This window comes from Citrobacter sp. RHBSTW-00671, assembly GCF_014103415.1.
Taxonomy (GTDB): Bacteria; Pseudomonadota; Gammaproteobacteria; order Enterobacterales; family Enterobacteriaceae; genus Citrobacter.
In genome coordinates, this window is record NZ_JABXPR010000001.1 from 1,094,229 (window position 1) to 1,109,583 (window position 15,355).

At 54.0% G+C, this 15,355-nt stretch carries 17 protein-coding genes; 12 read left to right on the plus strand and 5 right to left on the minus strand.

Translation table 11 applies throughout. The features are described 5' to 3' along the window. Nucleotides 1-9 precede the first annotated feature (9 nt). From rbfA to mtr, 8 genes are all read left to right on the plus strand, one after another. On the plus strand, nt 10-414 hold the full coding sequence (gene rbfA, locus HV261_RS05320) for a 30S ribosome-binding factor RbfA (protein WP_003024988.1): 405 nt from the start codon (nt 10-12) through the stop codon (nt 412-414). Then, nucleotides 414-1,358 carry a tRNA pseudouridine(55) synthase TruB gene (gene truB / locus HV261_RS05325; RefSeq protein ID WP_202037649.1) on the plus strand — a complete coding sequence of 315 codons (945 nt, stop codon included), beginning with the start codon at nt 414-416 and terminating at the stop codon, nt 1,356-1,358. Before rbfA ends, truB begins: the two co-directional genes overlap by 1 nt. Before the next feature lie 344 nt (nt 1,359-1,702). Then, nucleotides 1,703-1,972 carry a 30S ribosomal protein S15 gene (gene rpsO / locus HV261_RS05330; protein WP_000059465.1) on the plus strand — a complete coding sequence of 90 codons (270 nt, stop codon included), beginning with the start codon at nt 1,703-1,705 and terminating at the stop codon, nt 1,970-1,972. A gap of 248 nt (nt 1,973-2,220) precedes the next feature. After that, the gene (pnp, locus tag HV261_RS05335; RefSeq protein ID WP_137382415.1) at nt 2,221-4,353 is read left to right on the plus strand and encodes a polyribonucleotide nucleotidyltransferase; all 2,133 of its coding nucleotides are present in this window, start codon (nt 2,221-2,223) and stop codon (nt 4,351-4,353) included. 109 nt (nt 4,354-4,462) lie between these two features. After that, nucleotides 4,463-5,347, plus strand: a complete 885-nt coding sequence (gene nlpI / locus HV261_RS05340) for a lipoprotein NlpI (RefSeq protein ID WP_003024982.1) — start codon at nt 4,463-4,465, stop codon at nt 5,345-5,347. Between the two features lie 106 nt (nt 5,348-5,453). After that, a complete protein-coding gene (gene yrbN, locus HV261_RS05345) occupies nt 5,454-5,534 on the plus strand; it encodes a protein YrbN (RefSeq protein WP_010723222.1) in 81 nt (26 codons plus the stop codon). Further along, nucleotides 5,527-7,455, plus strand: coding sequence for a DEAD/DEAH family ATP-dependent RNA helicase (locus HV261_RS05350; protein ID WP_137382414.1), 1,929 nt, complete (start codon nt 5,527-5,529; stop codon nt 7,453-7,455). The genes yrbN and HV261_RS05350 overlap by 8 nt, the downstream gene beginning before the upstream one ends. A gap of 145 nt (nt 7,456-7,600) precedes the next feature. Continuing rightward, nucleotides 7,601-8,845: a tryptophan permease gene (gene mtr, locus HV261_RS05355; RefSeq protein WP_149282135.1), complete on the plus strand. Its 1,245-nt coding sequence runs from the start codon at nt 7,601-7,603 to the stop codon at nt 8,843-8,845. 87 nt (nt 8,846-8,932) lie between these two features. Here the strand turns inward: mtr and HV261_RS05360 are convergent, their stop codons facing one another. From HV261_RS05360 to ubiU, 3 genes are all read right to left on the minus strand, one after another. Then, nucleotides 8,933-9,940: a luciferase-like monooxygenase gene (locus HV261_RS05360; RefSeq protein ID WP_202037650.1), complete on the minus strand. Its 1,008-nt coding sequence runs from the start codon at nt 9,938-9,940 to the stop codon at nt 8,933-8,935. Between the two features lie 179 nt (nt 9,941-10,119). Continuing rightward, on the minus strand, nt 10,120-10,998 hold the full coding sequence (locus HV261_RS05365) for a U32 family peptidase (protein WP_434542777.1): 879 nt from the start codon (nt 10,996-10,998) through the stop codon (nt 10,120-10,122). 8 nt (nt 10,999-11,006) lie between these two features. Continuing rightward, nucleotides 11,007-12,002, minus strand: coding sequence for a ubiquinone anaerobic biosynthesis protein UbiU (gene ubiU / locus HV261_RS05370; protein ID WP_137382410.1), 996 nt, complete (start codon nt 12,000-12,002; stop codon nt 11,007-11,009). Between the two features lie 218 nt (nt 12,003-12,220). Here ubiU and ubiT point away from each other — a divergent pair, with 218 nt between their 5' ends. Continuing rightward, nucleotides 12,221-12,745: a ubiquinone anaerobic biosynthesis accessory factor UbiT gene (ubiT, locus tag HV261_RS05375; protein ID WP_137382409.1), complete on the plus strand. Its 525-nt coding sequence runs from the start codon at nt 12,221-12,223 to the stop codon at nt 12,743-12,745. Further along, on the plus strand, nt 12,739-13,242 hold the full coding sequence (locus HV261_RS05380) for a GNAT family N-acetyltransferase (protein WP_048213385.1): 504 nt from the start codon (nt 12,739-12,741) through the stop codon (nt 13,240-13,242). The genes ubiT and HV261_RS05380 overlap by 7 nt, the downstream gene beginning before the upstream one ends. On the opposite strand, the gene HV261_RS05385 is transcribed toward HV261_RS05380, so the two are convergent. Beyond that, nucleotides 13,229-13,528, minus strand: coding sequence for a GIY-YIG nuclease family protein (locus HV261_RS05385; RefSeq protein ID WP_181510125.1), 300 nt, complete (start codon nt 13,526-13,528; stop codon nt 13,229-13,231). The two genes, HV261_RS05380 and HV261_RS05385, sit on opposite strands and share 14 nt — an antisense overlap. Before the next feature lie 52 nt (nt 13,529-13,580). On the opposite strand from HV261_RS05385, the gene HV261_RS05390 reads away from it, so the two are divergent. Next, the gene (locus HV261_RS05390) at nt 13,581-14,009 is read left to right on the plus strand and encodes a YhbP family protein (RefSeq protein ID WP_202037652.1); all 429 of its coding nucleotides are present in this window, start codon (nt 13,581-13,583) and stop codon (nt 14,007-14,009) included. Between the two features lie 37 nt (nt 14,010-14,046). Next, on the plus strand, nt 14,047-14,682 hold the full coding sequence (locus HV261_RS05395; protein ID WP_202037653.1) for an NAD(P)H-binding protein: 636 nt from the start codon (nt 14,047-14,049) through the stop codon (nt 14,680-14,682). Between the two features lie 93 nt (nt 14,683-14,775). On the opposite strand, the gene dolP is transcribed toward HV261_RS05395, so the two are convergent. Further along, the gene (gene dolP / locus HV261_RS05400) at nt 14,776-15,351 is read right to left on the minus strand and encodes a division/outer membrane stress-associated lipid-binding lipoprotein (RefSeq protein ID WP_202037654.1); all 576 of its coding nucleotides are present in this window, start codon (nt 15,349-15,351) and stop codon (nt 14,776-14,778) included. Nucleotides 15,352-15,355: the final 4 nt, after the last annotated feature.

Consider the following 15,355-nt stretch of genomic DNA (forward strand, 5'->3'; position numbering starts at 1 on the left):
GAATTTATTATGGCGAAAGAATTTGGTCGCCCGCAGCGTGTCGCGCAGGAGATGCAGAAAGAGATCGCACTGATCCTGCAACGCGAAATCAAAGACCCGCGTGTTGGTATGATGACCACCGTATCGGGCGTTGAGATGTCCCGTGACCTGGCCTATGCCAAAGTATTCGTGACGTTCCTGAACGACCAGGACGAAGCGGCCGTGAAAAACGGCATTAAGGCACTGCAGGAGGCTTCTGGCTTCATCCGCTCTCTGTTGGGGAAAGCGATGCGCCTGCGTATCGTGCCTGAGCTGACCTTCTTCTACGACAACTCACTGGTCGAAGGGATGCGCATGTCCAACCTGGTGACCAGCGTGGTGAAACATGACGATGAGCGTCGTGTGAACCCAGCGGACGACAGCAAGGAGGACTGATGAGTCGTCCTCGTCGTCGTGGTCGCGATATTCACGGTGTCCTGCTGCTGGATAAGCCGCAGGGCATGTCCAGCAATGACGTGCTGCAAAAAGTAAAGCGCATCTACAATGCCAACCGCGCGGGACATACCGGCGCGTTGGATCCGCTGGCGACAGGCATGCTGCCTATCTGCCTCGGTGAAGCAACGAAATTTTCACAGTACCTGCTGGACTCTGACAAACGTTATCGTGTGATTGCCCGCCTGGGTCAGCGTACGGATACCTCTGATGCTGATGGACAAATCGTGCAGGAACGTCCGGTGACTTTTACTGAGGAACAGCTTGCGAGTGCGCTGGAGACTTTCCGCGGCGATATCGAGCAAATTCCATCGATGTACTCGGCGCTGAAATATCAGGGCAAGAAGCTGTACGAATATGCGCGTCAAGGCATCGAGGTGCCGCGTGAAGCGCGCCCAATTACCGTTTATGAACTGCTGTTTATTCGCCACGAAGGGAATGAACTGGAGCTGGAAGTTCACTGCTCCAAAGGCACCTATATTCGTACTATTATTGACGATCTGGGTGAGAAGCTGGGATGCGGTGCACACGTAACGTATCTGCGCCGTCTGACGGTCAGCAAATATCCGGTAGATCGTATGGTGACGCTGGAACATTTGCGTGAGCTGGTAGAACAAGCTGAACAACAGAACATTCCGTCCGCACAGTTGCTTGATCCATTGCTGATGCCAATGGACAGTCCGGCATCGGATTATCCGGTGGTTAATCTGCCTTTAACATCGTCGGTTTACTTTAAAAATGGTAACCCGGTACGGACGTCAGGCGCGCCGCTGGAAGGGCTGGTGCGCGTGACGGAAGGCGATGACGGCAAGTTTATCGGCATGGGGGAAATGGACGATGAAGGTCGTGTTGCCCCCCGTCGACTGGTGGTTGAATATCCTGCATAGCGCTCTCTGTCTTGCGATAAGAAGGCGCTGCGAGTAGAATACTGCCGCTTAACGTCGCGTTAATTATTTAACAGTTCGCGCGGCGTGTACACAATATCATTCGAGCTGCATCAAGGCGGCAAGGAAGAGACAAATTCGTCTGGAACGAATTTGAACAGCCGAAGGCTGCCTCTGGTGAGGGACAAGGATGTCCCTCATTACATCCTCAGGAGCTTACTGAAGTAAGTGACTGGGGAGAGCGGACGCAGCCAACGCAGAGTCAGTTTGAAGGATAAAGTGTATACACTGGGATCGCTGAATTAGAGATCGGCATCCTTTCATTCTTAATACTTTGGAGTTTTAAAATGTCTCTAAGTACTGAAGCTACAGCTAAAATCGTTTCTGAGTTCGGTCGTGATGCAAATGACACCGGTTCTACCGATGTTCAGGTTGCTCTGTTGACTGCACAGATTAACCACCTGCAGGGCCACTTTGCAGAGCACAAAAAAGATCACCACAGCCGTCGTGGTCTGCTGCGCATGGTTTCTCAGCGTCGTAAACTGCTCGACTACCTGAAACGTAAAGATGTTGCACGCTACACCGCGCTGATCGAGCGTCTGGGTCTGCGTCGCTAATTCTTTCGAGTTTCAGAAAGAGGGGGCCTTCATGGCCCCTTTTTTCCAGCAGATGGCAGCAATTCGCTGGAAACTAATGTATTGTTGCTATGAATGATCTTCCGTTGCAGAGGTTCGCGCGGCTAATGAGAGGCTTTACCCAATACGCATGGGTTAGGGTTGTCATTAGTCGCGAGGATGCGCAGAAGATCGGGTATTAACGATGGCGCATAAATGTGCCGTCAAAAAAATAGAGAAAGGATATTATTTTGCTTAATCCGATCGTTCGTAAATTCCAGTACGGTCAGCATACCGTTACGCTGGAAACCGGCATGATGGCGCGTCAGGCGACTGCCGCTGTTATGGTTAGCATGGATGACACTGCGGTATTCGTTACCGTTGTTGGCCAGAAAAAAGCGAAACCAGGCCAGGACTTTTTCCCGCTGACCGTTAACTATCAGGAGCGTACCTACGCTGCTGGTCGTATCCCAGGTAGCTTCTTCCGTCGTGAAGGCCGTCCGAGCGAAGGCGAAACCCTGATCGCGCGTCTGATTGACCGCCCGGTTCGCCCGCTGTTCCCGGAAGGCTTCGTTAACGAAGTTCAGGTTATCGCGACCGTTGTTTCCGTTAACCCGCAGGTTAACCCGGACATCGTGGCAATGATTGGCGCATCTGCTGCGCTGACTCTGTCTGGCATCCCATTCAACGGCCCGATCGGTGCTGCACGTGTTGGTTACATCAATGACCAGTACGTACTGAACCCGACTCAGGACGAACTGAAAGAAAGCAAGCTGGACCTGGTTGTTGCCGGTACCGAAGCTGCCGTACTGATGGTTGAATCCGAAGCTGAACTGCTGAGCGAAGACCAGATGCTGGGTGCTGTGGTATTCGGTCACGAACAGCAGCAGGTTGTTATCCAGGCCATCAACGAGCTGGCGAAAGAAGCAGGCAAACCGCGTTGGGACTGGCAGCCAGAAGCGGTTAACGAAGCGCTGAACGCGCGCGTTGCTGCACTGGCAGAAGCGCGTCTGAGCGATGCTTACCGTATCACTGACAAACAAGAGCGTTATGCTCAGGTTGACGTGATCAAATCTGAAACCATCGCGCAGCTTACTGCAGAAGATGAAACCCTGGACGCTAACGAACTGGGTGAAATCCTGCACGCTATCGAGAAAAACGTTGTTCGTAGCCGCGTACTGGCAGGCGAGCCACGCATCGATGGCCGTGAAAAAGACATGATCCGTGGCCTGGACGTGCGTACTGGCGTTCTGCCGCGTACCCACGGTTCCGCACTGTTCACCCGTGGCGAAACTCAGGCGCTGGTTACTGCGACCCTGGGCACCACGCGTGATGCGCAGAACCTCGACGAACTGATGGGCGAGCGTACTGACAACTTCCTGTTCCACTACAACTTCCCTCCGTACTGCGTAGGTGAAACCGGTATGGTCGGTTCTCCGAAGCGTCGTGAGATTGGTCACGGTCGTCTGGCGAAGCGTGGCGTGCTGGCAGTGATGCCGGAACTGGATAAATTCCCGTACACCGTGCGTGTGGTTTCTGAAATCACCGAATCTAACGGTTCTTCTTCCATGGCTTCCGTATGTGGTGCTTCTCTGGCGCTGATGGACGCAGGCGTGCCAATCAAAGCCGCCGTTGCGGGTATCGCGATGGGTCTGGTGAAAGAAGGCGACAACTTTGTTGTTCTGTCTGACATCCTGGGCGACGAAGACCACCTGGGCGATATGGACTTCAAGGTAGCGGGTTCCCGCGACGGTATCTCTGCACTGCAGATGGATATCAAAATTGAAGGTATCACCAAAGAGATCATGCAGGTTGCTCTGAACCAGGCTAAAGGTGCGCGTCTGCACATCCTGGGTGTGATGGAACAAGCGATCAACGCTCCGCGTGGCGATATTTCTCAGTTCGCTCCGCGTATTCACACCATCAAGATCAGCCCGGACAAGATCAAAGACGTTATCGGTAAAGGCGGTTCTGTTATCCGTGCTCTGACCGAAGAAACTGGCACCACCATTGAAATCGAAGATGATGGTACCGTTAAGATTGCTGCGACCGACGGTGAGAAAGCGAAATATGCTATCCGTCGTATCGAAGAGATCACCGCAGAGATCGAAGTAGGCCGTATCTACAATGGTAAAGTGACCCGTATCGTTGACTTTGGCGCATTCGTTGCCATCGGTGGCGGTAAAGAAGGTCTGGTACACATCTCTCAGATCGCTGACAAGCGCGTTGAGAAAGTGACCGACTACCTGCAGATGGGCCAGGAAGTACCGGTCAAAGTTCTGGAAGTTGATCGCCAGGGCCGTGTACGTCTGAGCATTAAAGAAGCAACTGAGCAGTCTCAGCCTGCAGGCGAACCGGAAGCTCCGGCAAGCCAGGGCGAGTAAGGTTGCCATTGCCCTCCGTGAGAGCGGAGGGCCTTTAACCCGGCAGGATGCCTTGTTAGCAACCGGGGAACCTGGACGTTCATTCAATCGTTGTCTTCGGGAGTGGGAAATGAAGCCTTTTTTGCGCTGGTGTTTCGTTGCGACAGCACTCACGCTGGCTGGATGCAGTAATTCCGCCTGGCGAAAGAGTGAAGTCCTCGCAGTACCATTGCAACCGACTTTGCAGCAGGAAGTGATTCTGGCACGTATGGAACAAATTCTTGCCAGTCGGGCTTTAACCGATGACGAACGCGCACAGCTTTTATATGAGCGCGGAGTGTTGTATGATAGTCTCGGTCTGAGGGCACTGGCGCGAAATGATTTTTCACAAGCGCTGGCAATCCGACCAGATATGCCTGAAGTATTCAATTACTTAGGTATATATTTAACGCAGGCAGGCAATTTTGATGCTGCCTATGAAGCGTTTGATTCTGTACTTGAGCTTGATCCAACTTACAACTACGCGCACTTAAATCGCGGTATCGCATTGTATTACGGCGGTCGCGACAAGTTAGCGCAAGATGATCTGCTGGCGTTTTATCAAGACGATCCCAATGATCCTTTCCGCAGTCTGTGGCTTTATCTTGCCGAGCAGAAGCTCGATGAGAAGCAGGCTAAAGAAGCGTTAAAGCAACGTTTCGAAAAATCGGATAAAGAGCAATGGGGATGGAACATTGTCGAGTTCTACCTGGGCAACATTAGCGAAGCAACGCTGATGGAACGCCTGAAGGCGGACGCAACGGATAACACCTCGCTCGCTGAGCATCTCAGTGAAACCAACTTCTATTTAGGTAAGTACTACCTAAGTCTGGGGGATTTGGACAACGCTACGGCATTGTTCAAACTGGCGGTGGCTAACAACGTTCATAACTTTGTTGAGCACCGATACGCATTGTTGGAATTATCGCTCCTGGGCCAGGACCAAGATGACCTGGCAGAATCGGACCAGCAATAGCTGACGTACACATCAGCCCGTAATCTTTTTTGATTGCCATCACCTTCACGGGTGAGGGCGTTGTTGTTCGTTAATACACCTACTTTGAGCCGGTTCACACTTTTCAATGAAAATTGCAGATCAATTTCATGATGAGTTATGTAGACTGGCCGCCATTAATTTTGAGGCACACGTACTACATGGCTGAATTCGAAACCACTTTTGCAGATCTGGGCCTGAAGGCTCCTATCCTTGAAGCCCTTAACGATCTGGGTTACGAAAAACCATCTCCAATCCAGGCAGAGTGCATTCCGCATCTGCTGGGCGGCCGCGATGTTCTGGGTATGGCCCAGACGGGTAGCGGCAAAACTGCAGCGTTCTCTTTACCGCTGCTCAACAATCTTGATCCTGAGCTGAAGGCACCTCAGATTCTGGTGCTGGCACCGACCCGCGAACTGGCGGTTCAGGTTGCAGAAGCCATGACGGATTTCTCTAAACACATGCGCGGCGTGAACGTGGTTGCCCTGTACGGCGGCCAGCGTTATGACGTGCAATTACGTGCCCTGCGTCAGGGACCACAGATCGTCGTCGGTACGCCGGGCCGTCTGCTGGATCACCTGAAGCGCGGTACTCTGGACCTCTCCAAACTGAGCGGTCTGGTACTGGACGAAGCTGACGAAATGCTGCGTATGGGCTTCATCGAAGACGTTGAAACCATCATGGCACAGATCCCGGAAGGTCATCAGACCGCTCTGTTCTCTGCAACCATGCCGGAAGCGATTCGTCGTATTACCCGCCGCTTTATGAAAGAGCCGCAGGAAGTACGCATTCAGTCCAGCGTGACTACCCGTCCTGACATCAGCCAGAGCTACTGGACTGTATGGGGCATGCGTAAAAATGAAGCGCTGGTGCGTTTCCTGGAAGCAGAAGACTTTGATGCGGCGATTATCTTCGTTCGTACCAAAAATGCGACCCTGGAAGTGGCAGAAGCGCTGGAACGTAGCGGTTATAGCAGCGCGGCACTGAACGGCGACATGAACCAGTCCCTGCGTGAGCAGACTCTGGAACGTCTGAAAGATGGCCGTCTGGATATTCTGATTGCAACCGACGTTGCGGCCCGTGGCCTGGACGTTGAGCGTATCAGCCTGGTTGTTAACTACGACATCCCGATGGATTCCGAGTCTTACGTTCACCGTATCGGCCGTACCGGTCGTGCGGGTCGTGCGGGTCGTGCGCTGCTGTTCGTTGAGAACCGCGAGCGTCGTCTGCTGCGTAACATCGAACGCACCATGAAGCTGACTATTCCGGAAGTCGAACTGCCGAACGCAGACCTGCTGGGCAAACGCCGTCTGGAAAAATTCGCCGCGAAAGTACAGCAGCAGCTGGAAAGCAGCGATCTGGATCAGTACCGTGCTCTGCTGGCGAAAATGCAGCCGGAAGAAGAGCTGGATATCGAAACGCTGGCAGCAGCATTGCTGAAAATGGCTCAGGGCGAACGTCCGCTGATCCTGCCGCCAGATGCGCCGATGCGTCCGAAACGCGAATTCCGCGACCGTGATGACCGTGGTCCGCGTGACCGCAACGATCGTGGCCCGCGTGACCGCAATGACCGTGGTGGTGAAGACCGTCCGCGTCGTGAACGTCGTGACGTTGGCGATATGCAGCTGTATCGTATTGAAGTGGGTCGTGATGACGGTGTTGAAGTACGTCATATCGTTGGCGCGATTGCTAACGAAGGTGATATCAGCAGCCGTTATATCGGTAACATCAAGCTGTTTGCTTCCCACTCCACCATCGAACTGCCGAAAGGTATGCCGGGCGACGTGCTGCAGCACTTTACCCGTACCCGCATCCTGAACAAGCCGATGAACATGCAGCTGGTTGGCGATGCAGTACCGCACACCGGTGGTGAGCGTCGTGGCGGTGGCCGTTTCAGCGGTGAGCGTCGTGAAGGCGGTCGTGGTGAAGGTCGTGGCTTTAGCGGCGAACGTCGTGAAGGCGGTCGTGGCGATGGTCGTCGTTTCAGCGGCGAACGTCGTGAAGGCAACCGTGGTCCACGTCGTGACGATTCTTCTGCTCCGCGTCGTGATGACTCCGCTGGTCGTCGTCGTTTCGGCGGTGACGCATAAGCCTCACGGTTTAACAGCGTAAAGTAATATATACAGCCCCGATCGAAATGATTGGGGCTTTTTTTATTTCATTTGTACTCGTGTACTGGTACAGTGCAGCACATTAAGATGTAGTCACAATACAAATGACTGGAGAGATGGCTGAATGGCAACACTAACCACCACCCAAACATCACCTTCGCTGCTTGGCGGCGTGGTGATCATCGGCGGCACCATTATTGGCGCGGGGATGTTTTCTCTGCCTGTGGTCATGTCCGGGGCGTGGTTCTTCTGGTCAATGGCGGCACTGATCTTCACCTGGTTCTGCATGCTGCACTCCGGGCTGATGATCCTTGAAGCTAACCTCAATTACCGTATTGGCTCTAGCTTTGACACCATCACGAAAGATCTGCTGGGCAAAAGCTGGAACGTGGTGAACGGCATCTCGATTGCTTTCGTTCTCTATATTCTGACCTACGCGTATATCTCGGCGAGCGGGTCAATCCTGCATCACACCTTCTCGGAGATGTCGTTGAACGTTCCGGCGCGTGCGGCAGGTCTTGGCTTTGCGCTGCTGGTGGCGTTTGTGGTGTGGTTAAGTACCAAAGCGGTTAGCCGCATGACGGCGATTGTGCTGGGCGCGAAGGTGATTACCTTTTTCCTGACCTTCGGCAGTTTACTGGGACACGTTCAGCCCACAACGTTGTTTAACGTGGCGGAAAGCAACGCCTCGTATACGCCGTACCTGCTGATGACGCTGCCGTTCTGTCTGGCCTCATTCGGCTATCATGGCAACGTTCCGAGCCTGATGAAGTACTACGGCAAAGATCCGAAAACCATCGTTAAGTGCCTGGTCTACGGCACGCTGCTGGCGCTGGTGCTGTATACCGTATGGTTGCTGGGGACGATGGGAAACATTCCGCGTCCTGAGTTTATCGGTATTGCGCAGCAGGGCGGTAACATTGATGTGCTGGTACAGGCGCTGAGCGGTGTATTGAACAGCCGCAGTCTGGATCTGCTGCTGGTGGTGTTCTCCAACTTCGCAGTGGCGAGTTCATTCCTCGGTGTTACGCTCGGTCTGTTTGACTATCTGGCGGATCTGTTTGGCTTTGATGACTCGGCAATGGGACGTTTCAAAACGGCATTGCTGACGTTTGTCCCGCCAATTATTGGTGGACTGCTGTGGCCGAACGGTTTCCTGTACGCCATTGGCTATGCAGGACTCGCGGCAACCATCTGGGCCGCCATTGTTCCGGCGCTGCTGGCACGTAAATCCCGTGAGCGTTTCGGTAGCCCGAAATTCCGCGTCTGGGGCGGCAAGCCGATGATTGCGCTGATTCTGGTATTCGGTATCGGCAACGCAGTTATCCATATTCTGTCGAGTGTGAATCTGTTACCGGTTTATCAGTAAAACCGTTGCCCGGTGGCGCTATGCTTACCGGGCCTACATCACCGTGTAGGCCGGATAAGGCGTAGCCGCCATCCGGCACAAACCGCACTATCCCAATAGTTCCTGCTTCACATCCATCGCCAAATCAAACGAATGTAGACGTGCCTGATGATCAAAAATCTGGCCGTTAACCATAATTTCATCGGCCTGGGTTTCACGCAAAATGGCATCAAGACCGTGACGCACTTTTGCCTTATCACCAACCAGCGACATGCTCAGCGCCTGTTGCACGCCGTACTGTTCGGAAGCAGACCATAGCTGATGCATATTCTCTACCGGCGGCGGTAGCTGCCCGGTTTCGCCACGACGCAGTTTCACGAATGCCTGCTGCATCGAGGTAAAAAGAAATTCGGCATCGCGATTGCTGTCGGCGGCAATGATGTTGATGCACACCATCGCATACGGTTTTGCCAGCCGCGCTGAGGGTTTGAACTGGGTGCGATACAGATGCAGCGCCTGATGCAGCATATCCGGGGCAAAGTGCGAGGCGAAGGCAAACGGCAGACCAAGCTGGGCCGCCAGCTGTGCGCTGTACAGGCTGGAGCCTAATAACCAGACAGGGATCTGCTCGCCGTAGCCGGGAACCGGACGTACATGGGGATTAGGATCGCGGGCGTCAAACCAGTCCACCAGTTCAGAGACGTCGCGTGGGAAGTTATCGATATCACCGCTCATATGGCGGCGCAGTGCGCGCATGGTTGGCTGATCGCTGCCCGGTGCGCGACCAAGCCCGAGATCGATTCGTCCCGGATACAGCGTATTCAGGGTACCAAACTGCTCGGCGATCACCAGCGGCGAATGGTTGGGCAACATCACGCCGCCAGACCCGAGATGCAGCGTGGTGGTATTGGCAGCCAGATAACCAATCAGTACGGAGGTCGCTGCGCTGGCGATGCCGGTCATGTTGTGATGTTCCGCCAGCCAGTAGCGGTGGTAGCCGCACTTTTCAGCCAGTCGTGCGAGATCAAGCGAGTGCGTGAAGGCCTCTTTTGCCGAAGAACCTTCAGGGATTGGCGCCAGATCCAGCACCGAGAACGGAATAGTTTTGTCAGTCATAACGGCTCACTTTGTTACCGGTTAATCTTTTAATACTGCATTAAAGATTAGCGAATGTTGTTAACAAAGTGAGCTTTATAGCGTGCAGGATGAATCTAATATGCATGATGGCGCTGCGCTTATCGGGCCTACGGGATCGCTATTTGTAGACCGGATAAGGCGCTTTTGCCGCCATCCGGCTAGGCCTGCAGCTCCAGACCTGCCAGTCGCTTCCAGTAGCCGTTACAGTCACTGTGGGCGGCAAGCGGTAATGGAGCACTGCCATTTTCATTGGCACGGAAGGCGTCGAGCATGGCGAATGTTTCAGTGCCTGAAGGGGACAGACGCACAATATCAACCAGCCCCTGCATCGATGTCAGCTCGTTGCCGAGATTGTAAACATAGCCGCTCATGGTCTGGATCCCGTTGAGAACAAAGACCTGCTGATTCTCCTGCGACAGCACATCGCGCCCATTCGGGTATTTGATGCAACAGGTTTCACACTCATCTTTTGGACGGTCTTCGGAGCGTGCGGTAAAGCAGCGGGCAGAGTACGCCAGCGGCAGATGCCCGTAGCTCAGCACCTCAACTTCAAACTGATTGCGAATACCCAGCTCATCACACTGGTTGAGCAAGTTTGCCAGCCAGTCGCGGGAAAGCTCTACCGGCATACACCAGCGCACCATGCCTTGTTTGAGCAGCAAACGCAGGGTAACCGCGTTGTAGCAGTTGAGCGCATGTCCGGCGACAAACGGCAGCTTACGCTCGGCGCACATGTTTACCACGCCGAGATCGCTGGCTTCAACAAGGAAGTCGCCGTTTTCGACATAGCGCTTCAGTTCTCCCAGTTCAGAAGAGGCCTGTACCAGAGCCAGTGTTGACAGCACAACCTGTTTACCGCTGCCAGCGAGCGATTTCGCCATATCGAGCCAGTCGCCCACTTTGGTGGCGCGGCGTTTACTGCATACCGCTTCGCCAAGATAGATAACGTCGGCCTGGCTTACGGCAGCCTGCTGATAAAAATCTTCCAGCGTTTCTTTCGGCCAGTACCACAGCACCGGCCCTAAGGAATATTTCATTGCTTTTCTCACTGCCATTTACGGTGATACGCACCAAGCGTGGTCTGCGTGCCTTCGGACATGGAGCCCAGCGTTTCCATCCATTCAGGCTGTGGAACGAAGTTCTGCGGGGAGGCTTTGCAGCGGTCGATCGCCTGACGCCATACTTTTGCTACCTGGCTGACATAGGCCGGGCTGCGTTGACGGCCCTCTATTTTGACCGACGCAATATTGGCGGCCAGCAAGTCGGGCAGCAGCTCCAGCGTGTTCAGACTGGTTGGCTCTTCCAGCGCATGGTAGCGTTCACCATCGACCAGATAGCGGCCTTTACACAGCGTTGGGTAACCTGCGTTTTCGCCGTCCTGATAGCGGTCAATCAGCACTTCATTAAGACGGGATTCCAGCCCCTGTGGGGTCTGTTGCCAGCGGACGAAACGGGCAGGCGAGCAGGCACCCACCGTGTTAGGCGATTCGCCCGTCAGATAGGACGAAAGATAGCAACGGCCTTCAGCCATAATGCACAGGCTACCGAAGGCGAACACTTCCAGGGGAACTGGCGTGACACGAGCGAGCTGCTTCACCTGATGAATCGACAGCACGCGCGGCAGCACCACACGGGCAACGTCAAAGTTGCGATGGTAGAAATTAATTGCCTCTTCGTTAGTCGCAGATGCCTGAACGGAGACATGGCGCTCAATATGGGGATAGCGCTCTGCGGCATACTCAAGCATGGCGAGATCGGCAAGGATCAGGGCATCCGCACCCAGTTGTGCCGCCATATCCACGGCACGTTGCCAGCGTACATACCCATCCGGATGGGCAAAGGTGTTAATCGCAATGTGCAGCTTACGGCGATGTTGATGAACGAAACTCACCGCTTCCTGCAATTTTTTCTCGGTAAAATTAAGGCCGGCGAAATGACGGGCGTTGGTATCATCTTTCAGCCCGATGTAGACAGCATCAGCGCCGTTCTCGATGGCCGCCTTAAGCGCCGGGAGATTTCCGGCAGGGCAGAGCAGCTCCATAATTTATCCTGAAAGTTGCGCCTGAGGACGCAAAAATGTTAACGAAGAGGGATTTTAGTTAACCTTGCTGAGACAATTTTTGATTTGAGGCAGTTAAAGTCGTATTGGTGACACCAATAAAGAGGTAACAATTTCGCATCGAATTGTTGATTTATGCCGCTATGTCGTTTATTTGATATGGCAAAATAGCAGGACTATTGAAACAGGGAGTAAAGCTCGTGTTGGATAAACTGCGTTCACGCTTAGTACATTTAGGTCCTTCTCTGATGAGTGTACCGGTTAAACTGACGCCCTTTGCGCTGAAGCGCCAGGTTCTGGAGCAGGTCCTGAGCTGGCAGTTTAGTCAGGCGCTGGCCGATGGGGAGCTGGAGTTTCTCGACGGCCGCTGGCTGAGCATTCATGTGCGCGATATTGGCCTCAGATGGTATACCTCAGTAGAGAACGGCAAGCTTATCGTCAGTGAGAGCGCAGATGCTGATGTGAGTTTTAGCGCCGATGCCAGCGATCTCCTGATGATCGCGGCGCGCAAGCAGGATCCAGATACGCTTTTCTTCCAGCGTCGCCTGGTGATCGAAGGTGATACAGAGTTAGGGCTGTATGTTAAAAATCTGATGGACGCCATCGAACTGGAGCAGATGCCGAAAGCGTTACGTGTCATGCTGTTGCAGTTGGCGGATTTTGTTGAGGCGGGGATGAAAACGTCGCCAGAAACCAAACAGACCTCGGTAGGTGAAGCATGCTGATTCGAGTTGAAATTCCCATTGATGCCCCTGGTATTGATGCGCTGCTGCGCCGTTCATTTGAGAGCGATGCGGAAGCGAAATTAGTGCACGACCTGCGTGAAGATGGTTTCTTAACGCTGGGTCTGGTTGCTACCGATGACGAAGGTCAGGTAGTGGGTTACGTCGCGTTCAGCCCAGTCGATGTTCAGGGTGAAGATCTACAATGGGTCGGCATGGCGCCGTTAGCGGTAGATGAAAATTACCGTGGGCAAGGCCTGGCGCGTCAGCTGGTTTATGAAGGGCTGGATTCTCTTAACGAGTTTGGCTACGCCGCGGTGGTCACTCTGGGTGACCCGGCATTGTACAGTCGCTTTGGCTTTGAGCTGGCGGCCCATCACGACCTGCGTTGCCGCTGGCCGGGGACAGAAAGCGCATTCCAGGTGCATCGCCTGGCGGAAGATGCGCTGGAGGGCGTCTCTGGCCTGGTGGAATATCACGACCATTTCAATCGCTTTTAAGCTCCGGGGTTTGCAGGCCGCTTAATAGCGCCTCAAACCCTTCGCCTTCGACAAGGCGCTCTTTCTGCCGCTTGGTGAGTTGTTTAACGCGATACTCTATGCGCAGGGCCAGTGAACGGTCGCCGACCTGCGCCGCAAATGCCAACGTGAGTTCCCCCTTTCCGCGTAGCGCCTTCGCGCCTTTCCCACTTTGATGCTGCTTATAGCGGCGCTGCACATCGGTGGTTATTCCGGTGTATAAGGCGTTGTCAGCGGTACGGATCAGGTACAGATACCAGGGTGTCATTGTCACCATCGACGTGATAATTTTCAGGCCTACAGTATAAAAGAGAACAGAAATGGAAACACTGACTGCGGTGACTCGCTGGCTGGCAAAGCAGCACGTCGTGACCTGGTGCGTACACCATGAAGGTGAATTGTGGTGTGCCAATGCGTTTTACCTGTTTGATGCGCAGAAGATGGCGTTCTATGTGCTGACCGAAGAGAAAACGCGTCATGCGCAGATGTCCGGACCGCGCGCACCGATTGCCGGTACGGTAAATGGTCAGCCTAAAACCGTCGCTCTGATTCGTGGCGTACAGTTTAAAGGAGAAATTCGCCGCCTCGAAGGACAGGAGAGTGAGGTCGCGCGTAAAGCCTACAACCGTCGTTTCCCCGTCGCCAGAATGCTGCCAGCACCCGTATGGGAGATTCGACTGGATGAAGTCAAATTCACGGACAACACGCTGGGCTTCGGTAAAAAGATGCACTGGCTGCGTGATCTATAGTTAGAACAGTGATTAAAGACCCTGGGGAAGATAAACGATGAGTCAGGTGTTAATAACAGGTGCCACGGGGCTGGTGGGCGGAAATTTGCTGCGTATGCTGCTCAATGAACCCCGGGTCAATGCCATCACGGCGCCGACGCGTCGACCGCTGGCAGATACGGTTGGTGTCTATAACCCCCATGATCCGCAGCTAACCGATGCTCTGGCCCAGGTTACCGATCCGGTCGATATTGTCTTTTGTTGTTTGGGGACTACCCGGCGTGAAGCGGGCAGCAAAGAGGCATTTATCCATGCTGACTATACGCTGGTGGTGGATACGGCCCTGACGGGACGCCGGTTAGGCGCCCAGCATATGCTGGTGGTGAGTTCGATGGGCGCCAATGCGAATTCACCGTTTTTTTATAATCGGGTGAAAGGTGAAATGGAGCAGGCGCTGATCGCGCAGAATTGGCCGCGGCTGACGATTGTCCGGCCTTCAATGCTACTGGGTGATAGGGACAAACAGCGGACGAATGAGATGTTTTTAGCGCCGTTGTTCAGGCTGCTGCCGGGTAACTGGAAGTCGATTGAAGCGCGCGATGTTGCGCGGGCAATGCTGGCGGAAGCGCTGGCGCCTGGGCATGAAGGGGTTTCGATCCTGACCTCTTCCGAGCTACGCGAAAGGGCGAAATAACATGCCGGATGTCGGCTGAGCTTATCCGACCTACAAACGATTACGTCCTGTAGGCCGGATAAGACGCCTATGCGTCGCTATCCGGCATCTGTATTACTTAATAAAGGTAAAGGCGGTAGTAACGCGTTTCACGCCGCTTACCCGGCTGGCGATATCCGCAGCCGCCTTCGCTTCGCGTTCAGTGACCAGGCCCAGCAGGAATACTTCCCCATTTTCGGTGGTGACTTTCACGTTGGAGGATTTCACCTGATCGCTGGTCAGGAGCTGAGAGCGTACTTTGGTGGTGATCCAGGTATCGTTGGACGCATCGCCCAGGCCGATTGGCTGGCCCTGACGGATCTCATTAAAGACCTCAGTCGTACCTTCTACGCCCATCGCAATTTGTTTTGCTCGTGCAGAGAGTTCGCTATTCGGCGACTGGCCTACCAGCAGAACTTTACCCTGATAGGCGCTCACGTTGATGCGCGCTTCTTTCTTGATCTGGGCATCTTTCGACAACGCCGTATTGACGCGTAATTCCAGGGTCCCATCATCTACCTGGGTGCCGACACTGCGAGGATCCGTTGCTGCCTTCGTCCCGACAGCTGCTGTTCCGACAACGGCGGCAGCGATACAGCCTTGCAACAGCAACGCTGAGAGAACGACGGCGAGCGGCGAAAATGCCTTCATGTGT